The organism is Yinghuangia aomiensis, assembly GCF_039542225.1.
Classification (GTDB): domain Bacteria; phylum Actinomycetota; class Actinomycetes; order Streptomycetales; family Streptomycetaceae; genus Yinghuangia; species Yinghuangia aomiensis.
In genome coordinates, this window is sequence record NZ_BAABHS010000014.1 from 151013 (window position 1) to 172324 (window position 21312).

Here is a 21312-nt window from a genome sequence, read left to right on the forward strand (position 1 = left end):
CTCATCCAGGCGTCGTCGTCGCTGGCGGCTGTCAGGGTGTCGGCGGCGGCCCGTCGCGGTGATGCGCTGTCAGGCTGCTGCAGGTTCAGGGGTTTGGGAGCCGCCCCCGGCGGCGGTGAGGTTCAGGCGGTTGCTCATATTCAGCCGGACTTCGCCGTACGGCTGGATGTGGGACCAGAACAACGGGGTCAGACCGCGCTGGTCCTCTTCGGCGAGTCGGTCGGCCCACTCGGGTTCGGCGAGTAGGTCCTGGACTGTCAGCGTGTTGACGTAGACCAACGCGGTCTGGAGCAGGTGAAGCACGAGGATCGCGAGTTCTTGCTGGTCGCGGCGGTTGGAGATGAGATCGCCGCCCTTGCCGAGGAAGATGACGTCGTTGGCGCCGTTCCAGCCCTCGACGACGTTGAGGCCCTCCTGGATCTCGCGCTGCGGGTCCAGGGAGTACCGGTAGCGGGCGGCGACTTCGGACACGGCGAGCTTCTCGGCCTGGTGCAGCACGCCGCGCACGATCAGTGCGAGCCGGTCGCCGGTGCCGCGCCAGTGGACGCACACCATCTGGACCGCGAAGCCGAGCCGGGAGTATCCAAAGCTGTTCCGCATCAGCTTCCAGTCGGCTCGCCGAGTGTGAAGTGGTCGACGGCGCCGTCCGGCCCCAGATCCCGTCCCATCACGAACCCCCGTTCGCCGATGAACCGGCCTCGTCCATGCGGACGATGCCGCCGCGACGGTAGGACACGGCTTGCGGTGGGCAACCCGGACCCGGTGAACCGGCCCTGGGGACAGGGATGTTCTGGTAATGCCGGCGACCCGGCCAGCCGAGGCCCCCCGCGGCGGCGCGGCGATAGGAGCGGCCGCGGCCGTAGCCACCAGCTAGCAAAATGAGCCGAATAACGAACTATGTCTCAGTACAGACGTTTGCGTGAATATGATGCTTGTTGGCTCGATTATCGCTCATGACACTGGGTGAAGTACTGCCCCGTCCGAGACGTTCCGCGCGGTCGAGAGGGGCCTTCATCTTCGAGCTGAGGAGAGTGCGTTGCGGGCAGTTATGGTTCGCGAATTCGGGCCCCCGTCCGTTCTGACTACCGAGAAGGTCGATGCTCCACGACCGGAGGCAGGCCAGGTACTTGTCGCCGTCGAGCTGGCAGGAGTCGTTTTCGGGGACACAATCGTTCGGTCTGGTCGGCATCCGTTCCCCCTGCCCTACATACCCGGACTCGAGATCGGCGGCCGCATCGTCGGGACCGGGCAGGGCGTGGACGCAGCGATGGAGGGGCGCACAGTCGTCGCGACGACGCCGCAAATGTGTGGCGGCTACGCCTCGTTGGCGCTTGCCGACGCGACGTCGGTCCACCCGGTCCCGGCAGGCCTCCCTTTGGCGCAAGCCGTTGCGACCTTCCAGGCGGGCGCGGTCTCCCTCGGGATCCTGGCCGCTATGGGAGTCAGCCCAGGCGATTCCGTACTGGTCACGGCGGCAGCGGGCCGTATCGGCTCTCTGCTCGTGCAGCTCGCCAAGGCCAAAGGAGCAACCGTCGTCGCAGGGGTCGGCAGCACGGAGAAAGCCCTCGCGGCAGCCAGTTTCGGCGCGGACACCGTGGTCGACTACTCGGACGGGGACTGGGTCGGCCAGGTGCGAGCCGCCACCGACAACCGCGGCGTGGACGTCGTCCTCGACGCCATCGGCGGCACGGTTGGCGCGCAAGCCCTCGACGCGGCCGCCGACGGACTTGGCCGCATCGGCATCTACGGCTTCGCCTCCGGCTCTTGGACGAAGCTCAACGCCTACACGATCGGCCGTCGCGGACTCACCGTCGTCGGCCCGCTGGGCATTGCGTTCGCGCAGCCGGAGGCCACGCAGCATGCAGCCGCCGAGCAGGCGCTGCGGCACGCCGCGGCGGGTGAGCTAGCCGCCCGCATCCATGCGTTCTACGCGCTTGAGCAAGCTGCAGCGGCGCACACCGCTATCGAGAACCGGCAGACCGTCGGTGCCGTCCTTTTGAGGCCCTGACACCAAATCGGCGGCCATGCGGCGGCGGGACTGACCCACCGTCGCCGTGTTCGATCAGCACGACGTCGTGCAGGTGTCCGCAGGGTGCGCGGCACCGCCCATGCCCACTCCATGTCGGGGTTAGGCGTAGGGGATGCTGCCCAGGCAATGCTGCAACGGGTGGAACGCAAACACCGCGTTATCCCAGCCGGCGGTGATTGCCGGGCTTCGCCGCTGACGCACCGACGGCCGTGCCCGGGGCCGGCACAATGTGCCGGCCCCGGGCACGGCAGCGCGCTTCCCCTGGGCGTCTACTCCGGGCCCTTCTGGGCATCGGGGATCTCGACGACGCGCTTCCCCTGGCTGTGGCCCGTTTCGGGGAACCGGGAGCCGCTCAACAGCCGCATCTTGCCGGCGCGGACCTGCGCCTCGGCGGGATTCGCGCTGGTGGCACACACACGCACGAGAACCTCGCCAGCGCGCGGGGACGGCACTGTCACGTCCCGTACTTCGAGCACTTCCGGAGGTCCGTAGCGCCCGTAGCGCCCGGCACGCACCGTGGTTTTCGTCGGTTCGGTCATGGGCTCACTTCCTCGCTTGCGACGCGGGCCGCCGCTGTGGGGGTACCGTGCCCGCGGCATCCTCGCCGCCGAGCCGAGCTCCGTCGATGTCGGGATTGGGAAGCACGGCTGCCAGCCGCCGAGGGAGCCACCACGCGGCCTGGCCCAGCAGGGCCAGTGCGGCGGGGACCAACGTCATGCGGACGACGAACGCGTCGAGAAGCACGGCCACTCCCAGCCCGAAGCCGAGCATTTTGATCATCGGTTCGGTGGATCCGATGAAGCCGGCGAAGACGCTGATCATGATGAGCGCCCCGGCCGTCACCACGCGGGCGTTGTGGCCCAGGCCGGCGACCACAGCAGCGCGCGGCTGGGCACCGGATGCGTACTCCTCGCGCATGCGGCTGACCAGAAAGACCTCGTAGTCCATCGCGAGGCCGAACACCACACCGATCAGGAAGATCGGCATCGTACTGTTGATGGGGCCGGTCTGGTCGACGCCCAGCAGGCCACCGAGCCATCCGTGCTGGAACACCCCGACGATCACGCCGAGCGAGGCGAGCACCGACAGCAGGAAGCCCGCGGCCGCTTTCAGCGGGACGACGACTGAGCGGAACACGATCAGCAGAAGTACGAACGCCAGCCCGCAGACCAACGCCAGGTACGGGATCAGCGCGGTGGCAAGCCGATGGGCGATGTCGATGTTGAGTGCCGTACGACCGGTTACCAGCACATCTGCGCCGGTCGCCGCACGCAACTCTCCCCGATAGTCGCGAATGTGCGAGACCAGATCCTTGGTCGCCGAGTCGTTGGGGCCGGCCTTGGGCACCACGGTGACCATCGCGACACCGTCGAACGCGTCGACGGTGGGCGGGCCGACGGCCGCCACTCCGTTCAAGGCGCCGACGATCTGGGACGCCTTGTCCGCAGCAATCCGAGCGTCGCGGTGTTCGCCGGTGTTCACGGTGATGATCAGCGGCCCGTTGAAGCCGGGTCCGAACCCGTTGGCAAGCAGGTCGTAGGCCTTCCGCTGGGTGGTATCGCGCGGCTTGTGCCCATCGTCTGGAAGCGCCATGCGCAGATCCAGCACGGGCAGAGCCAGGGCGCCCAAGCCGAGGATGCCCAGGACCAGCACTGCGAGCGGCCTAGCCATCACGATACGTGCCCACCGTGCGCCGAAGCCCGCGGTCGACGACCGCGGCTGCCGCGAAGCCTTCGATTCCCGGCCCTCGTTCTTCTCCGCCTTGCGCACCTTTCGAGGCAGGATGCGGCGCTTGGCAAATCCGAGGAACGCCGGCACCAGGGTGAGCGCGATGAAGACCGCCACGGTTACGGTTGCTGCCGCGGCCAGACCCATCTTTGTGAGATTCGGGATGTCGACCACCGCGAGTCCGGAGAGTGCGACAACCACGGTGAGACCGGCGAACACCACGGCCGAGCCGGCCGTTCCCAGGGCACGGCCGACCGCGTGCTCGCCGTCGTGGCCGTCCGCCAATTCGGCGCGGTAGCGGGAGACGATGAACAGGGCGTAGTCAATGCCGACCGCCAGGCCCAGCATCAACGCCAGCAAGGCGGTGCTGCCGGAAAGGTGGAGGACCCCGCCGAGCGCCGTGATGCCGGCGATTCCGATGCCCACTCCCCACAGCGCGGTCACCACCGGCAGGCCGGCTGCGATCAGGGAGCCGAAGGTGAGGATCAGCACCAGGACGGTAATCGCCAAACCAACGATCTCGCCTCGTCCGGCGACCGGCACTTCGGTTAGCGCGTCGCCTCCGATCTCCACGCGCAGGCCCGCTCGCCTCCCGTCGGCAGCCGCCCGTTTGAGCGCGTCGACGGTGGTGTCGGAGAGTTCCGTGGCAGTGGTGGTGTAGGTGACGACGGCGTAGGCGATGGTCTTGTCGGCGTTCAACGCTCTCGGGCCAAGCCCCTGGCTGTCATCGAATGGGCCTACGACCGAGGCGACTTGCGAAGACCCGGTGCGCAGCTCGGCCACCACGTTCCGCACCGCGGCCACGTTCTCGGACGATGCGAGAGTTTGGCCGGGTACGGCGCTGAAGACCACCCGGGCGGTCGCCCCGTCGGCCGATGCCCCCGGAAAGCGCTTGTCGATGAGGTCGAAACCGCGCTGCGACTCGGTCCCGGGGACGGTCAACGGACTGTTCGACGGTCCGGACGCCGCGGCCGCGGCAAACCCGACACCGACCAGCGCCACAACCCAGGCCAGCAAGAACCACCATCGGCGTCGGAATGCGCATCTGCCGAGCCGGTAAAGCAGGGAAGCCATGACGAGACACTGCTCTCTTCGTGAGCCGAGTAGGGATGACGGCCCGGCCGACTGTGCGGACAGTTGATCGTTGACAGCCCGATCCGGGCGGGACAACATGTCTCATTCAGAGCATGCCGTCCGACGAGCAGTCTCCTGACCCGCCTCGACGCCCGACAAGTCTCAGATCAGGCGGGACGCACCTACTGAGACAACGCGCTCCGATTGTGTCGATCCGGAAGGCGGCGCCCATGCCGGAAGATGCCACCCAGCCCCGAGAGAACCTGCGTGTACGGCGCACGCGCACGCTGCTGCGCCGCGCATTGGTCGAACTGATCGAGGAACAGAGCTTCGAACGGCTCACCGTCGGCGAGATCGCCGAGCGCGCCATGGTCAGCCGCGCCGCGTTCTACCGCAACTACCGCGACAAGTACCACGTCGTCGAAGAGATCTTCGACGACGCCATGGCCGTGATGCTGGCCGCCGTGGACGCGCCGGACGCCCGCCCGGTCCTCGAGCTATGGACATCGTTCTTCGAGCACATCGCACGGTACGACAGGCTGTATGCCGCACTCCTGAGCCGCAGCGGGAGCCAGTGGTTCACCGTAAGAATGCGGGCTTCGCTCGGCGACATGGTGGCCGAGCACCTTGATTCCCCCGCCACCGCCGACGGCCTGGTCCCCACGCTCGTAGGGGCCATGTTCGTGCAGGCGATCACCTGGTGGCTGGAGAACGACCAACCCGTGTCCGCCGAGCAGATGGCCACCAGGACAGGCCATCTGGCCGGCTCACTGATCGCGGCCGCTTCCCGGTGGCCCCCCGGCAGCCGCTGACGCATCCTGGAGCGACTTCCTCCCCGACGCGCGCGGGCGCTCAATCGGGGGCAGCGGCTCCGACCTACCCGTCGGTCAAAACCAGCATGGGGACCACTGGCGGGGGGATGGTCCGCGCCGGATCCGCTGCGATTGACCTGCAGGGTTGCTGACGCGGGTAATCGGGGGTTGGCCTTCGATTGCGGTGTGGCAGCGATGGTAGTTGTCGGTGTCGAGGAACAGGGCGAGTGCGTCTGCTAGTACTGCAACGGTGTTTACCGGCGCGTTCCACGGCCTGGAGGCGATCGCGGTAGGCACCCCGCTCGGCGGCCCTGGCCGTCTCGGCGTTGTACTTGCCAGTTTCGCGTAGCCACGCAGTCCCAGCCCATTCACACCTGCGGCCAGCTGTACGAGTTGACCCAGCAAAGACACTGTTGCGCCACCCGAGAGCACGAAACCGCGAAGGTCTGACGAGGCATCGGAAATGATGCCGGCGTCAAGCACGGGGACTTCGAACTCCCGTGCCGCGATGACATGGCCGGCCTCGTAAAACGCGGCGAATTCACGTTGCGCCCGGGTGCCGACCGTGCGGGCCAGGAGCGGTGTCCAATTCAGTTCGTATTCGGGCCGGGAGGAGAGCACACGGGGGGCGGATAGCTGGAGGGAATGCCGCTCGCGTTCTCGTGCCAAAGCCCGTGCGGCCAGTTCGCAGCAACGGCCGGGTCCCTCCCGGCACGCCATGACGCGGGGAGCCGGCTGGTCCAGCCCACAGGTGGACTCCCCATTCGGTCGGCGGGTTTACCGTCAAGAAGGTACCGGCCCGGGGACGACTGCCTGCTTTGCGGTGCTTCTGGCTCATGTCATGAGCGTGAATTGGACCAGTCCTGGACGCGGGGCGGCCTCTACGTGGGGCGGATCGCGTCCGCTTCCGCAGGGACCTGGTAGCGGCCCTGCACCGGCTCTACGGCGAAGCAGGCCACCCCGGAACCCGGATGCTCGCCAAGACCATCAAGGCCGACAACCGCACCCCGAGCGCCGGGCAGTCGCGCATCGCGGCGGCCGGGCGCTTCTTGCCGGGCCACTCGACGGGTGTCAATATCGACGTATGTCGAATCTTCGGGAGCTGCCGGTCCTGGACACCGCCGCGGACGCGGTTCCGTGCTGCCCCCCGCTGTCCCGCAAGCCGCTGGACGCGGTCGACGCGGACCGGCTGGCCGCCATGTTCAAGGCACTCGGCGACCCGGTGCGGCTGCGGCTGTTCTCGTTCATCGCCTCCCACGAAGGCGGCGAGGCGTGCGTGTGCGACCTGCCGGACGTGGGGGTGTCGCAGCCGACGGTGTCGCACCACCTGAAGAAGCTGCGCGAGGCCGGCCTGGTCTCCGCCCGACGCAAGGCGAGCTGGATGTTCTACAAGGTCGAGCCGGCCGCCCTCACCGCGCTGTCGGGTCTGCTCGCCGACCGGAGCTGACGCGCGTTCGGCGACGCGTCAGGCCGGGCGTCGGGTGCGCCGCCCGAGGGCGAGCGACACGTACACCAGCGCCACCAGGACGGGGACTTCGATGAGCGGGCCGACGACGCCCGCGAGGGCCTGGCCGCTGGTCACGCCGAACGTGCCGATGGCGACCGCGATCGCGAGTTCGAAGTTGTTGCCCGCGGCGGTGAACGCGAGTGTGGCGGTCCGGTCGTACGGCAGGCCGATGCCGCGCCCGAGCGCGTACGAGCCGAACCACATGACCGCGAAGTACACCAGCAGCGGCAGCGCGATCCGCGCGACGTCGCCCGGCTCGGACGTGATCGTGTCGCCCTGCAGCGCGAACAGGATCACGATCGTGAACAGCAGCCCGTACAGCGCGACCGGGCCGATCTTCGGCAGGAACCGCGTCTCGTACCAGGCGCGGCCCTTGGCGCGTTCGCCCTGGCGACGCGTCACGAAGCCGGCCAGGAGCGGGATACCGAGGAACACGACGACGTTCAGGGCGATCTTCCAGAACGACACGTCCAGGCGCTCACCCTCACCAAGGCCGAGCCACCCGGGCAGCACGTCGAGGTAGAACCACCCGAGCACGCCGAACATCACGACCTGGAAAACCGAGTTGAGCGCCACCAGCACCGCGGCCGCCTCGCGGTCTCCGCACGCGAGGTCGTTCCAGATGATGACCATGGCGATGCACCGCGCCAGTCCGACGACGATCAGGCCGGTGCGGTACTCCGGCAGGTCGGACAGGAAGATCCAGGCCAGCGCGAACATCACCGCCGGGCCGATGATCCAGTTGACCACCAGCGACGAGGCCATCAGCTTGCGGTCGCCGGTGACGGTGTCGAGCTTGTCGTAGCGGACCTTCGCCAGCACCGGGTACATCATCAGCAGCAGGCCGAGCGCGATCGGCAGGGAGATCCCGCCGACCTCGACCTTGCTCAGCCCGTCGTCCAGGCCCGGGATCAGCTTGCCCAACCCAAGCCCGACAGCCATCGCGACGCCGATCCACACCGGCAGGAACCGGTCGAGCGTCGACAGCTTCGCGACGATCGCCGTGGCACCCGCGTCGGGCTGTGCGGGTGTGTGCCGGGGTTCGGTGGCGGTCACGTGCAGGGCCTCTTCCGGTCGGACGTCGCGGTCTGGGCCGCGGCATCGGCGAGCCGGCCGAGGGACGCGGCGAGTTCGGTGACGACGTCGGCCTTGAGCCGGTAGTAGAGGAACCGCCCGCACGGCTCGGTGTCGACGAGCCCGGCCTCGCGCAGGACCTTGAGGTGGTTCGACAGATTGGTCTGCTTGGCTCCGGTCTCCTCGACCAAGTGGCACACGCACAGCGCCTCGCGGGCCAGCAGCGTGGCGATCCGCATGCGCAGCGGATCCGCCAGCACCTTCAACAGATCAGTGTCGACTGACGTCATCATGGACTGATACGTTACCGGACCGGGAAGCGGCCGCACGAATCCCCTCGCGATCCGCGTCAGCACGTAACCGAGCCACGGAAAGGCACCCGCATGTCCCCCGAAAAGCCTTCGGTGCTGTTCGTCTGCGTCCACAACGCGGGCCGCTCCCAGATGGCGGCGGGGTTCCTGCGCCACCTCGGCGGGGACCGGGTCGAGGTTCGCTCCGCAGGCTCGATCCCCGGCGACCGGGTCAATCCCGTCGCCGTGGAGGCGATGAAAGAGGCCGGCATCGACATCGCCGGCCGACAGCCCCGGGTCCTGACCACCGAAGCCGTCCAGGCGTCCGACGTCGTCATCACCATGGGCTGCGGCGACGCCTGCCCGGTCTTCCCCGGCAAGCGCTACCTCGACTGGGCCCTCGACGACCCCGCCGGACAGGGCATCGACACGGTCCGCCCGATCCGCGACGAGATCGAGCGCCGCATCCGCACGCTCCTCGCCGAACTTCTGCCCGACACCGCCTGACCGCACTGCATCATCTGTCGTCCATCGTCTATCGTCGATTGTCGATGAATGACAGGTATCCGCGCCCTCGACCGCTCGACGCCGACGCCGCCGCCACCTACGCGTCCTGGTTCAAGGCACTCGCGGACCCCACACGGGTCCGGCTGGTCAACCTGCTCGCGGTCGAGCGACGCCCGATGAGCGTCGGCGAGATCGTCGAGCGCTCCGACGTCGGGCAGTCCACGGTCTCCCACCACCTCAAGCTGCTCGCCGACGTGCGGTTCGTCATCGCCGAGCGACGCGGCACCTCCGTTTTCTACCGGATGAACGCGAACTGCCTGTCCCGCTTCCCGACTGCCGCCGACGCCGTCATGGGCTACCCCGCCCCCACCCCGTCGGCCGTGCCCTGCGAGGAGACGATATGAGCGACGACCACCGAGTCCCCGCCGACGCGACCGCCGTTGTCCGGGCGAGGCGGCCGTGAGCGCGTCGCCGACCGGCGTCGTCCGCGTGGCCGTGATGACCGCCGACCACGCCGACCAGGTCCTCGCCGTGTACCAGGCGGGCATCGACACCGGGCACGCCACCTTCGAGACCGGGGCCCCCACCTGGGCCGACTTCGACCAAGTCCGGCTGCCCGAGCACCGATTCGTCGCCCTGGCGCAGGAAGCGGGCCACGAGCACGTACTCGGCTGGATCGCGGCCTCGGCCGTGTCGGACCGCTGCGTGTACGCGGGCGTCGTCGAACACTCCGTCTACGTACGCCCCGACGCCCGACGCCGTGGCGTGGGCCGCGCACTTCTGCAAGCCCTGATCACCTCGACCGAAGCAGCCGGCATCTGGACCATCCAGTCCGGCATCTTCCCCGAGAACACCGCCAGCCTCGCCCTCCACCACGGCGCGGGCTTCCGCACCGTCGGCGTCCGCGAACGCATCGGCCGCCACCACGGCACCTGGCGCGACGTCGTGATGATCGAACGCCGCAGTCCGCAGTTGTAGCGATCGGCAGTACGCGCGCCGTGCAGGGGGCCCTGCCGGTGCACCCCGCCATCCCCACGCCACGCTCTGGCACCGCCCTGCCCTCGGCCCGACGCCGCCGCGCTCCCCCTGGCAAACGCCTCCGGCTCACCCTCACCCCACCACCGGCACCCCCGTCGGATCGTCCAGCACCCCCAGCCGCCCCGATTCCACCGCCCCCCGCAGCGTCGCGTCGCGGCCCAGAACGCCCGGGGCCACCCGCAGGGTCAGGTCCGGGACCAGCGTGCGGCGGGCGGACAGGGCTTCGTCGATGCCCGGGCGGAGCCACGTGTACCAGTCGGCGAGGTAGCCGCCGAGGATGACCTCGCCGGCGTCGGTCACGCCGGAGAGCGCGAGGATCGCCGCGGCGAGCTTGCCGCCCGCGTCGTGGAGTGCCGCGCATGCGGCCCGGTCCTCGGCGTGCAGGCGGCGGTCGAGTTCGGTGAGGGCCGCGTCGGTGCCCGACGTTTCGCGGAGGGCGGCCAAGCCGGCCGTGGCGAGCAGGGGTTCGGGGCCGATGTACTGGGCGAGGCAGCCGCGGGCGCCGCACGGGCAGGGCGGGCCGTCGAAGGCGATCGGCATGTGGCCGATCTCGCCGCCCGCGCCGTGTGCGCCCGCGTGGATGCGGCCGCCGATCAGCAGGCCGCCGCCGACGCCGGTGTCGGCCTTCACATACGCCACCACGTACGGCAGTTCGTCCTCGCGTGCGTGGTACTCGGCCAGTGCCGCCACGTTCGCGTCGTTCACCACGTCGAGCGGCCGGTCGAGCCGCGGCAGGTGGGCGGCGACCAGCGCGCGCAGGTCGGTGTGCCCGCGCCAGCCGAAGTCGATCGCCGCCGCGACCGTCTCCCCCGGGCCGGTGACCGGCCCGGCCATCGCCACCACGACCCGGGCCAGGTGCGCGCCGGGACGGTCCCGCACCGCGTCGGCGGCGAGCCGCACCTCGCGGGCCACCGCGGCGGCGAGCGCGTCGGCGTCCCCGTACGGCGCCCGGTGCACGGCCGAGGAACGGTGCACGACCGCGCCCGCCAAGTCCGCCGCCATCGTCTCGACGCGTTCGAGGGTGACCTGCGCGGCGATCGTCAGCACCCGCCCCGGGACGAGTTCGAGCAGCCGCCGCGGCCGTCCCCGCCCGCCGGTCGCCGCCGCGCCGACCTCGCGGACCAGCCCGCGCTCCAGCAGTTCCGCGGTGAGCCCGGTGACCGACGCGTGCACCAAGCCGGTGGCCGCCGCGATGTCCGTACGTGCGCACGGCCCGTCGGCGATGCGGCGCAGCACGAGCGCCAGGTTGTGGCGGCGTACGGCGGCGGTGTCGGCCGGAGCCGGCGCGGGGTGCGTCACGTCCCCGATTCTGCCGCGCCGAGCCGAAAGGCGCGCCGCGGCATGATCCACCCCACACTATTTTTTTCAGACCTTGCAAAATATCGGGCGGGGTGTCGATACTCGGCTGAACGATCCCGGCGCAAAGGACTCCCCCGTGTCGCAGCAACCCCTCGTCACCACCGCCTTGGGGCCCGTCCTCGGCGCCTGGCAGGGCGAATCCGCCCGCTTCCTCGGCATCCCGTACGCGCAGCCCCCGGTCGGCGACCTCCGCTTCGCCGCCCCCGTGGCCCCCGAGCCGTGGACCGAGCCGCGCGACGCCACCACCTACGGGCCGACCGCGCAGCGCCGCAGCTTCGGCGACGGGCCGACGATCATCCCCGAGCCGTCGATCCCGGGCGCGGACATCCTCAACCTCAACGTCTTCACCCCGAACCCGGACGGCGCGGCCGGCCTCCCGGTGCTCGTGTGGATCCACGGCGGCGGCTACATCGCCGGATGCTCGTCGAGCCCGTGGTACGACGGCGCCGCCTTCAACCGCGACGGCGTCGTCGTCGTGACGGTCGGCTACCGGCTCGGCATCGAGGGCTTCCTGCACCTCGACGGCGCCCCGGACAACCGCGCGGTGCGCGACTGGATCGCCGCGCTCACGTGGGTGCGCGACAACATCGCGGCGTTCGGCGGCGACCCGGCCAAGGTGACGATCGCCGGCCAGTCGGCGGGCGGCGGCGCCGTCCAGACGCTCCTGGCCACCCCGTCCGCGCACGGCCTCTTCCGGGCCGCGATCTCGATGTCCGGCGCCGTGCGCGTCCCGCAGAGCCGCGAGGACGGCGTCGCGGTGGCCGCACTGTTCACCGAGCGCACCGGCCTGCCCGCCACCGCGGCCGCGCTGCGGGACCTCGGCGACGACGACATCCAGGACCTGCAGGACAAGGTGAACGCCCCCGGGCCGGACGCCGTGGTGCCGATCGACCTCGTCCTCGCCCCGTTCGCGGACGGCGAGCTGGTCCCGGAGCAGGTGCACGACGCGTTCCGCGACGGCTCGGCCGCACCGGTGCCGCTGATGCTCGGCGCGACCCGCCACGAGTTCCACATGATCGGCGCGTACCTGGCCGAGGCCCCGATCGAGCTGGCCGGCGCGGTCCTGGCGAAGTTCGGCGTGGCGCCCGAGGCCATCCCCGCCTACCTCGCCCTGCACGAGGGCAAGAGCGCCGGCGAGTTGATCGGCGAGGCCATCACCGACTCCTTCTTCCGCGGCCCGGCCACGCTCATCGCCGAGGCCCGCGCCGCCCACGGACTCCCGACGTGGCTGTACGAGTTCGACTGGAAGTCGGGGTCCCCGGAGCACGGCCCCGCGGCCTTCCACTGCCTGGACGTGCCGTTCGCGTTCGACGCGCTGCACGCCGAGCGCGCGGTCGAGGCCACCGGACCGGACGCTCCGCAGGCGCTTGCCGATGCCGTCCACGGTTCGTGGGTCGCGTTCATCGGCACCCTCGACCCGGGCGCCGACTGGCCCGCCTATACCGCGGCGGACCGGGCGACCCGTCTGTGGGACACCGAGCCGACGGTCGTCCCGGACGCCCTCGGCGCGGTACGCGGCATCTGGACCGGCACCCCGGCCTGACCGGCCGGCCGCCGGCCCCGGGCCGCGCCCGGACAGCGGCGGCGCCCGCCCCCACCCACGGGTCGGGCGCCGCCGCTTTTTGCGGACCGTGAACGACACCACTAGGGGGTACCCGTATCGGACACCCAGGCGACCAGCGGAAAAAGGCCTCGCCGAACCCTCTTGACTAGATACCCCCCTAGGGTATTGTTCTGGGTGTCGGAACGAGGCACCGCCTCGGACGGCACCGCAGCAGCCGAGCCCGACCCGCCCCGCGGACCGCAGCGGCCGCGCCACGAACGAACCGAGGAAAGAGAGGCACCGCCATGACCACCACGGCCCCCGCCACCGCGACCTACACCGTCACCGGCATGACTTGCGGCCACTGCGCCGGCTCGGTCGAGGGCGAACTGGGCACGCTGCCCGGCGTCACCGACGTCGCCGTCGACCTCCCGTCCGGCCGGGTCACGGTGACCGCCGACGGCCCGATCGACGACGCGGCCGTGGCCGCCGCGGTCGCGGAAGCCGGCTACCGGGTCGTCCCCCGCGAACGCACGCTCCTCCCCCAGGCCTCCGACGGCTGCTGCGGAGGCGGCAGCCGCGGCTGAGGCCGCACCGCGCCGCACCAACGAACCGCAGAACCGCAGCACGGCAGCACGGCAGCGGCGCACCACCGAGACCGACATCCGAGAACCACCGCACGACACGCACTGAGGAGCACGGGGACATGAGCGGCAACGCGCACGCAGGACACGGCAACCACGCACAGGCCGGCCTCCCGGGGGGCCTGCAGGTCTCGGAACGCGGCTACACGCTGGTCCCGGCCGGCAACCCGGTCGAGGCGGGCGCCCGCAGCGACTTCCGGTTCCGGATCACCGGACCCGACGGGCAGCCGGTGACCCGGTACGACGTCCAGCACGACAAGGAACTGCACCTGATCGTCGCCCGCCGCGACCTGTCCGACTTCCGGCATGTCCACCCGGTGCTCGGCGCCGACGGCACCTGGGCGATCCCGCTGACGTTCGCCACCGCGGGCGACTACCGGGTATTCGCCGACTTCGCGCCGTCCGGCGACCCGGCCGGACCGCTCACCCTGGGCGCCGACGTCGCGGTCTCCGGCGTGTACCGGCCGACCCCGCTCCCGGCGGCGTCCCGCACCGCCGAAGTGGACGGCTACACCGTCGTCCTGGACGGCGACCTGTCCGCCGAGACCGGCACCGTGATCACCCTGTCGGTCCACAAGGACGGCCGCCCGGTCACCGATCTGGAGCCCTACCTCGGCGCGTTCGGCCACCTCGTCGCGCTGCGCCTCGGCGACCTCGCCTACCTGCACGTCCACCCGCAGGGCGAGCCGGGTGACGGCGTCACCCCGGCCGGCCCGGGCATCGGCTTCCACACCCAGGCGCCGAGCACCGGCACGTATCGGCTCTACCTCGACTTCCAGCACGACGGCGTGGTGCGCACCGCGGAGTTCACCGTCGTCGTGGCAGCCCCGCAGCCCACCGCACACGACGCGCACACCGCCTACGCCGCGCACACGAACCACACCGGGCATGCCGGCCACGAGGGCCATGCCGCCCACAACACCCCTGCCGGGCACGCCGGCCTTGCGAGCCACACCGACCACGCCGGACATGCCGCGCACGGCAACCACGCGGGCCACCACCACTGACCCGCCCCGGCCCCCGACTCCCCGCCCCTCCGACTCGCGGTGCCGCGACCTGACCACCGGTCGCGGCACCGCGTTCCCACGTCCGCGGCGCACGCGCGCCAGGCGGTCCGGCAGCTCCGCCGCGGGTCGACGGGTCGGGGAAGGCCGGCAGGTCGGACGCGTCAGGCGGGTCGGCGTGGTCCGCAGGGCGACTCGTCGGGGCCCGCGGGCCGAGGGGCCGGATCACGCGCGTCAGGCGGCTCGGCGGCAGGTCCGCCAGGCCAAGGTGTCAGACCATGCCGTCAGGTTGGGCCGGTCGGACCGGTCGGCGTGGTCAGCGTTGTCAGCGTTGTCAGCAGGGACGATGCGCCGGGGCCCGCGAGTCGAGGGCGCCGCTCGCACACGCCACACGGATCGGCGGATCCGCCGGGCCGCCGGGTCACCGCTGGGTCCGCCGAGCCGACGAATCGGCAGCGCCGACAGGTTCGGCGGGCCAGGCGGGTCTGCGTGATCCGCAGGGATGACGGGTCGGGGCCCGCGGATCGAGCGCGAATCGCGCACGTCGCGCCGATCCCCGCCCGCACCATCCCGGGCCCACGCCCCCGGACCTCAGTCCTCCGCGTCCAGCGCCGCCGCCCGTTCCCGCGCCAGTTCCGCCACCCGTTCCGGCATCTCCGGCGTCGCCAGTACCAGCGCGGCCAGCGACCGCAGCACCGTGACCTCGCGCGTGCGGTACGCCTCTTCCGCGTCCAGGAACCGGGTCGCCACCGCCGTCGCCACGTCGACGCGTGCCTCGGGCACCAGCCACGCGGTCGCCACCAGCGCGAACAGCGCCGCGTCCGACACCCAGTCCTCGGGCCCGAACGCCAGGTCGAGCAGCACCGACCGCCGCACCGACTCCGCCCACGGCTCGTCGCCGCGGTGGTGCGCGATCCCCAGGCACGCCCACACCTGCACCATGCGGATCCACAGCGCCGGCTCGTGCCGGGCGAACGTCCGGCCCAGCTCCGTGTCGTCCGGCGCGGGCGGGTGCGCGAGCACGCCGAGGAGGTCGTCGAGCGGGTGCCCGGACAGCAGCACCGCGCGGTCGTAGGCGAGCGCCGGATGCGGCCACGACGCCTCCGCCATCCCGCGCACCGCCTCCGCGGCCGCCGTGCCGGGCGGCGGCGGCACCGCCTCGGCCTCGGTCGCGCCGGGCGCGTACCGCCACACCGCCCATGTCCCGCGCCGCAGCGGCTCCCGCGCGTCCGGCTGCGGCACCGACTGCACGGTCAGCCCGAACCGCGGGAAAGCGGCACGGACCGCGAGCAGCGCGCTCGGCGGTTCGAGCGCGCTCAGCGTGATGGCGATGTCCGCGTCACCCGGCTCGACCTGGTCGAGGAGCTGGCGCAGCGTGTTGGTGAGCGCCTCGGTCGGATAGGGCACGTGCCGCAGCCACGGCCCGGAGCAGGCCCGGCCCAGGATTTCGTGGGCGTAGCCGTGGTCCGGGTGGTGGCGCAGGTGGTCGACGAGCGCGACGAGGTGGGCGATGTCCCGGTCGCGGGCCCACCGCACGCCGTGCGCGGCGGGCGCCGCCTTGGGGTGCCGGGGGTCGCTCGCGAGAGCGCGTTCGATCCAGTCCAGGCCTTCGTCGAACCGGCCTTGGGAGGCCAGGAGTTCGCCGAGGTCGACGTGCAGGTCGAGGTCGCCGGGGTGGTCGCGGAGCACGGACGCCCACAGTTTCTCGGTGTCCGCGGCGCGGCCGACCCGGCGCCACGCGTTGCCGAGCATGATCGCTGCTTCGAGCGACCGGTCACGGGTCCACGCGCGGAACGCCCAGTCGACCGCGTCGTCCATCTCGTCGAGGCGGCGCATCAGCGACGACCCGGACCACAGCAGGAAGCCGTGCCCGGGGTGCTCGGCGACCATGGCGCGCAGCAGGTCGGCGAACGGCGCGAGGGCGGCCCGGTGGTCCTCGTCGACCGGGTCGTCGAGGACCTGCACCATGCCGAGCACCGAGCGGGCGAACGCGTCCGCGTCGAGCCGGGCGGTCAGGTCGCGGCCGAGCCAGGCCGCGGACGCGCCCCACGGGCGGTGCGGTTCGTGCGCGGCGACCTGCGCCAGGCCGCCGAAGGCACGGTCGAAGTCCCCGGCGGCCGCGCGCAGGTGGGCGAGCGCGGCGGCGCTGCCCGCGAACATGCCGCCGCGTTCGTCGGGCCCGTACAGCGAGACGCCGCCGTCGCCGGTCCGCGCCGCGAGGACGCCGAGCATCTCGTGGGCCTCCGGCAACCGGGGTTCGCAGAAGATCGCGTTGGCGACGTGGACCGCGGCGTGCTCGGTCTCCCCGTCGTCGAGCGCCAGTCTGGCCATGGCCAGTTCGCCGTGCGCTTCCTGCGTCGCGTCGCCGATGCCTTCCGCCGGATGACCGCACTCGTGCGGCTGCCGACCCGGCGCGTCCTCGAATCCCACGGTGGTACGCCCCCGCCCCTTGCTTGCCTACGGCCTGTGTTCCGCCCCGATCGCATCCAGGGCGTCGGCGCCTGCGGGAAACGGGCGAGGAGCGCCGCCGGACGGTGATCGACACTAACGGAGCACGTCGGGCGGGTCGTCAGACCTCCGAAGGAGCCGCCGGCGCGGCACCCGAGACCGCAGGCGGAGCCGCGTCGGCCATCCGCAGCACGACCGGTGCGGGCGCGGGGCCGTTGCCGTCGCGCGCGTGGCCGGTGGAACCGCGCACCACCAGTTCGGGGCGGTACACGAGTTCGGTGCGCGGCGCGCGGCCGCCGCCGATCTCGTCGAGCAGCGCGCGCACCGCGGCCGCGCCCATCGCCGGGACGGCCTGCCGCACGGTGGTCAGCGGCGGGTCGGTGAAGGCGACGAGCGGCGAGTCGTCGTACCCGACGACGGACACGTCCTCCGGCACGCTCAGCCCGCGCTGCCGCACCGCGCGGATCACCCCGAGGGCCATCAGGTCGCTGCCGCACACCACGGCCGTCGCGCCGCGGTCCACCAGCGCGCCGCCCGCGGCCTGGCCGCCTTCCACGGAGAACAGCGAGCGTTCGATCCACGGGTCGGCGTCGCCGATGCCGAACGTCTCGGCAAGGCCGCGCCGGAATCCGGCGATCTTGCGCGCGGTCGGCACGTACCGCTCGGGGCCGACCGCCAGGCCGATCCGCCGGTGCCGCAGAGACGCCAGATGCCCTATCGCCAGCTCGACGGCGACCGCCTCGTCGCTGGAGATGAACGGCGCGTCGATGCCGTCGGCCCAGCCGTTGACGAAGACGACCGGGAGGCCGCGGTCGACCAGGCGCACGTACCGTGAGGTGTCGGCGGCGGAGTCCGAGTGCAGGCCGGAGACGAAGACGATGCCGGAGACGCCGCGCTCCAGCAGGAGTTCCACGTAGTCGTCCTCGGTGACCCCGCCGGGCGTCTGGGTGCACAGCACCGGCGTGTAGCCGTGGTGCGCCAGCGCCCGCTCGATGACCTGCGCGAACGCCGGGAAGATCGGGTTGTCCAGCTCGGGCACCATCAGCCCGACGAGGCCCGCGCTGCGGCGGCGCAGCCGGGACGGGCGCTCGTAGCCGAGCACGTCGAGCGCGGTCAGGACGGCCTGGCGGGTGTCCTCGGCGACCCCGGGGCGGCTGTTGAGCACGCGGCTCACGGTCGCTTCGCTCACACCTGCTTGCGCGGCGATATCCGCCAACCGTGTCTTCATGACGATCCAGCGTAGTTGACGGATTATGCAGGAATCAGCAGAGGCCTTGCAGATCATGCAAGGACTTGCAATCCGATCGGCCGCGCCCGAGCCCTGTCCGGGTCTGTGATGAACGGCAAGCCACCCCAGTACTGACAAAAAGCGGACACGGCAGGTACCGTGAGCGGAGTCCACTCAGGTGGACTAGACCAATTTCACCCTCCACTCGGATCGTCCGGCACGTTCCTGCCGGTGAAGGGGAGTTTTCTCATGGCTTCGGTCAGCTACCGCAAGGCGACCTGCACGTACAAGGGCGCCGAGCGCCCCAGCGTCAACGCCCTCGACCTGGAGATCGCCGACGGCGAGTTCCTCGTCCTCGTCGGCCCGTCGGGCTGCGGGAAGTCCACCTCGCTGCGCATGCTCGCGGGCCTCGAAGAGGTCACCGAGGGCGGCATCCACATCGGCGACCGGGACGTCACCTACCTCGAGCCGAAGGACCGGGACATCGCGATGGTGTTCCAGAACTACGCGCTCTACCCGCACATGACGGTCGCGGACAACATGGGCTTCGCGCTCAAGATCGCCGGCGTGGACAAGAAGACCATCCGCGCCAAGGTCGAGGAAGCCGCCAAGATCCTCGACCTCACCGAATACCTCGACCGCAAGCCCAAGGCCCTCTCCGGCGGCCAGCGCCAGCGCGTCGCGATGGGCCGCGCGATCGTCCGCGAACCGCAGGTGTTCCTCATGGACGAGCCGCTGTCGAACCTCGACGCCAAGCTCCGCGTCCAGACCCGCACGCAGATCGCCTCGCTCCAGCGCCGCCTGGGCATCACGACCGTGTACGTCACGCACGACCAGGTCGAGGCCATGACCATGGGCGACCGCGTCGCGGTGCTCAAGGACGGGCTGCTCCAGCAGGTCGACAGCCCGCGGAACATGTACGACCGCCCGGCGAACGTCTTCGTGGCCGGCTTCATCGGCTCGCCCGCGATGAACCTCCTCGACGTCGACCTGGCCGAGGACGGCGTCCGCTTCGGCGACACCGTCCTCCCGGTGTCCCGCGAGGCCCGGGAGAGCGCCGCGGCGGCCGGCGAGACCAAGGTGACGCTGGGCATCCGCCCCGAACACCTGGAGATCCGCAGCGAGGAGAGCCTCGACAAGTCCGGCAACGGCCTGCCGGTCACCGTCGACGTCGTCGAGGAGCTGGGCTCCGACGCCTACGTCTACGGCACCGCGAAGATCGACGGCGAGCCCAAGCAGGTCGTCGTCCGGGTCAGCGGCCGCAACGTCCCGCGCAAGGGCGTGACCCTGCACGTCGTCGCGCACTCCGGCGAGACCCACCTGTTCAGCACCGTCACCGGCGAGCGCCTGGCCGACTGACGCAACCGGCACAGCCGACAGAGTCGGCACCGTCGGCCCGACGCACCACGCACGCGGCCCCCGCCCGGATCTCCCGGACGGGGGCCGCGCCGCATCCGGCGGGTGCCGCCGCGGCCTCGAAGCCGTTCCCGCGCGAGGCGCGGACCGGAACCGCGGTTCCGCCGCACTGCCCGCGCGCTCGCGCCGTTCCCGCCTCGGGCGGTGATCCCGGCGCCCCCTCCCCCGATTCCGCTGCCGACGGCTTCCGCTTCCCGAGAGGAAGCTCAGCCGCCCAACCGGCCATTGCCGACGTCCCCGATCACCCCCCCAGCAGCCCGCCGAGGGGCGCGCTGCCGCCCATGGTCTTGGTGTCGGACGGCTTCTCCGCCACCGACCGCGGCGACTTCGGCGCCGTCGGGGCCGCGTTGCCGCCGCCCGCGGCGGGCTTGCGGGTCGTCGTGCCCTCGGCCGACGTCTTCTGCTGGGCGCTCGCCGACGCCTTCGGCGCGGCCGTACCGGAACTGCCCGCCCCGGCGGTCGGCTTGGCCGTCGCGGACGCGGTGCTGCTCGCCGCCGGCGGCGCCGACGCGGCAGGCGGCGCCGCGGGGGCCGGGCCCGCCGGGCCCGTCGACGTCCGCACCGCGGGCGGCCCCGTGACCGTCGTCTCGTCCGCGCCCGGCGCCGACCCGTCGCGCGCCGGGTGCCCGAACAGCGCACCCGCGAGCAGGGTCGTGCCGACCGCGAGGCCCGCGATGATCGAGCCGTAGCCGAGCTTGCGGCGCCGCGCCCGCACCGGAGTCGTCAGCGGGCCGCGCCACTTCCGCAGCGACAGCCAGCAGTCCACCGAGTACATCGGCGCGCCGGCCAGCGCCAGCGGACTCCACGCGGCCAGGAACACCACGTACGCACCGTGGTACGGCGACGAGTTGCCGCCCACCGCGATCAGCACGCCCAACGCCAGCAGCATGCCGATCAGGCCCATCAGGCGCGTCCACAGCCCGAGCAGCGCACCGACGCCGACCAGGACCTGCCCGAACGCGAACAGCAGGCCGGTAGTGATCGCGTGGTCCGCCGCGAGGTCCATCACCGGCGGGAACCAACTGCCGTCGTGCAGGGCCTGGATGTGGTGCGCGAACGAATCCGGCGCGTCCGCGTCCAGGAACCCCGGGTCGTAGAACTTGCGCAGGCCCTCCAGCAGGAACGCCAACCCGAGGAACACCCGCAGCGGAAGCAGGAACATCCCGGGCTGCACGGGCCCGCGTTTGGCCGCCGCACCGGCGGCACGCGCCGGGGCCGCGGGCGCCGAACGCACCCCGGCCGCCCGGCGCTCGGCGGCTTTCGCCCGCGCCCGGGGCAGCGCGTTACTGCGCCGTACCTTCCGCAAATCCTCGGTGATCCGCGGAAGTTCCGCGGTGACCGCCATGGGGTCGGTGGCGGCCCGCTGACCGGGCAGCAGCGCGTCGCGGCCGGTGAGCGGCGGAGGGCCGATCACCACCCGCAGACTGCGCGTGGACGCGGCGCGGGCATCCCGCGCCAGCGTCGCGACACCGCCGACACCGCCGAAATCCGAAGGCCCCGCGAGGTCGGGGCGCCGCTTGTTCTGAGCACCTTGGCCGCCGGAGTAGCCGCCGTCCGTTCTGGTCTCCACGCATGCACTAACCGCCGAACGGGGCACGAGGATGCGGCCGG

The 21312-nt window shown here is 71.7% G+C and carries 19 protein-coding genes; 10 read left to right on the forward strand and 9 right to left on the reverse strand.

Translation table 11 applies throughout. The features are described 5' to 3' along the window. Positions 1-69 precede the first annotated feature (69 nt). Entirely contained in the window at positions 70-600 is a 531-nt protein-coding gene (locus tag ABEA93_RS20690; protein ID WP_345677122.1) for a Tn3 family transposase, read from the reverse strand. 448 nt (positions 601-1048) lie between these two features. Here ABEA93_RS20690 and ABEA93_RS20695 point away from each other — a divergent pair, with 448 nt between their 5' ends. Further along, a complete protein-coding gene (locus ABEA93_RS20695; protein ID WP_345677123.1) occupies positions 1049-2008 on the forward strand; it encodes a zinc-binding dehydrogenase in 960 nt (319 codons plus the stop codon). Positions 2009-2298: 290 nt separating this feature from the next. Here ABEA93_RS20695 and ABEA93_RS20700 read toward each other — a convergent pair whose 3' ends face one another. Beyond that, positions 2299-2568, reverse strand: coding sequence for an MDR/zinc-dependent alcohol dehydrogenase-like family protein (locus ABEA93_RS20700; RefSeq protein WP_345677124.1), 270 nt, complete (start codon positions 2566-2568; stop codon positions 2299-2301). Positions 2569-2572: 4 nt separating this feature from the next. Continuing rightward, positions 2573-4831, reverse strand: coding sequence for an MMPL family transporter (locus ABEA93_RS20705; protein WP_345677125.1), 2259 nt, complete (start codon positions 4829-4831; stop codon positions 2573-2575). 230 nt (positions 4832-5061) lie between these two features. Between ABEA93_RS20705 and ABEA93_RS20710 the strand changes: the two genes are divergently transcribed. Both ABEA93_RS20710 and ABEA93_RS20715 read left to right on the forward strand, forming a co-directional pair. Further along, the gene (locus ABEA93_RS20710; protein ID WP_345677126.1) at positions 5062-5643 is read left to right on the forward strand and encodes a TetR/AcrR family transcriptional regulator; all 582 of its coding nucleotides are present in this window, start codon (positions 5062-5064) and stop codon (positions 5641-5643) included. 1084 nt (positions 5644-6727) lie between these two features. Then, on the forward strand, positions 6728-7090 hold the full coding sequence (locus ABEA93_RS20715) for an ArsR/SmtB family transcription factor (protein ID WP_345677127.1): 363 nt from the start codon (positions 6728-6730) through the stop codon (positions 7088-7090). Between the two features lie 18 nt (positions 7091-7108). On the opposite strand, the gene arsB is transcribed toward ABEA93_RS20715, so the two are convergent. Continuing rightward, complete coding sequence (gene arsB / locus ABEA93_RS20720) at positions 7109-8206, reverse strand: ACR3 family arsenite efflux transporter (RefSeq protein WP_345677128.1); 1098 nt, start codon at positions 8204-8206, stop codon at positions 7109-7111. Further along, complete coding sequence (locus ABEA93_RS20725) at positions 8203-8517, reverse strand: ArsR/SmtB family transcription factor (protein WP_345677129.1); 315 nt, start codon at positions 8515-8517, stop codon at positions 8203-8205. The genes arsB and ABEA93_RS20725 overlap by 4 nt, the downstream gene beginning before the upstream one ends. A gap of 90 nt (positions 8518-8607) precedes the next feature. Between ABEA93_RS20725 and ABEA93_RS20730 the strand changes: the two genes are divergently transcribed. The 3 genes from ABEA93_RS20730 (at position 8608) to ABEA93_RS20740 (ending at position 9999) form a co-directional block, all read left to right on the forward strand. Then, positions 8608-9021: an arsenate reductase ArsC gene (locus ABEA93_RS20730; RefSeq protein WP_345677130.1), complete on the forward strand. Its 414-nt coding sequence runs from the start codon at positions 8608-8610 to the stop codon at positions 9019-9021. A gap of 44 nt (positions 9022-9065) precedes the next feature. Further along, a complete protein-coding gene (locus ABEA93_RS20735) occupies positions 9066-9425 on the forward strand; it encodes an ArsR/SmtB family transcription factor (RefSeq protein WP_345677131.1) in 360 nt (119 codons plus the stop codon). Between the two features lie 94 nt (positions 9426-9519). Continuing rightward, the gene (locus tag ABEA93_RS20740) at positions 9520-9999 is read left to right on the forward strand and encodes a GNAT family N-acetyltransferase (RefSeq protein ID WP_345677211.1); all 480 of its coding nucleotides are present in this window, start codon (positions 9520-9522) and stop codon (positions 9997-9999) included. A gap of 132 nt (positions 10000-10131) precedes the next feature. On the opposite strand, the gene ABEA93_RS20745 is transcribed toward ABEA93_RS20740, so the two are convergent. After that, complete coding sequence (locus ABEA93_RS20745; RefSeq protein WP_345677132.1) at positions 10132-11358, reverse strand: ROK family protein; 1227 nt, start codon at positions 11356-11358, stop codon at positions 10132-10134. Between the two features lie 136 nt (positions 11359-11494). On the opposite strand from ABEA93_RS20745, the gene ABEA93_RS20750 reads away from it, so the two are divergent. The 3 genes from ABEA93_RS20750 (at position 11495) to ABEA93_RS20760 (ending at position 14612) form a co-directional block, all read left to right on the forward strand. Next, on the forward strand, positions 11495-12961 hold the full coding sequence (locus ABEA93_RS20750; RefSeq protein ID WP_345677133.1) for a carboxylesterase/lipase family protein: 1467 nt from the start codon (positions 11495-11497) through the stop codon (positions 12959-12961). A 305-nt stretch (positions 12962-13266) separates the two neighbouring features. Then, entirely contained in the window at positions 13267-13548 is a 282-nt protein-coding gene (locus tag ABEA93_RS20755) for a heavy-metal-associated domain-containing protein (RefSeq protein WP_345677134.1), read from the forward strand. 119 nt (positions 13549-13667) lie between these two features. Beyond that, the gene (locus ABEA93_RS20760) at positions 13668-14612 is read left to right on the forward strand and encodes a hypothetical protein (RefSeq protein ID WP_345677135.1); all 945 of its coding nucleotides are present in this window, start codon (positions 13668-13670) and stop codon (positions 14610-14612) included. 588 nt (positions 14613-15200) lie between these two features. Here the strand turns inward: ABEA93_RS20760 and ABEA93_RS20765 are convergent. Continuing rightward, positions 15201-17039 (reverse strand): tetratricopeptide repeat protein, encoded by a 1839-nt coding sequence (locus ABEA93_RS20765; protein ID WP_345677136.1) that lies wholly within the window; start codon positions 17037-17039, stop codon positions 15201-15203. 139 nt (positions 17040-17178) lie between these two features. Next, entirely contained in the window at positions 17179-18285 is a 1107-nt protein-coding gene (locus ABEA93_RS20770) for a LacI family DNA-binding transcriptional regulator (RefSeq protein WP_345677137.1), read from the reverse strand. A gap of 249 nt (positions 18286-18534) precedes the next feature. Between ABEA93_RS20770 and ABEA93_RS20775 the strand changes: the two genes are divergently transcribed. Then, positions 18535-19644: an ABC transporter ATP-binding protein gene (locus ABEA93_RS20775; protein ID WP_345677138.1), complete on the forward strand. Its 1110-nt coding sequence runs from the start codon at positions 18535-18537 to the stop codon at positions 19642-19644. A 298-nt stretch (positions 19645-19942) separates the two neighbouring features. Here the strand turns inward: ABEA93_RS20775 and ABEA93_RS20780 are convergent, their stop codons facing one another. Beyond that, positions 19943-21271, reverse strand: a complete 1329-nt coding sequence (locus ABEA93_RS20780) for a TQO small subunit DoxD (protein WP_345677139.1) — start codon at positions 21269-21271, stop codon at positions 19943-19945. Positions 21272-21312 lie beyond the last annotated feature (41 nt).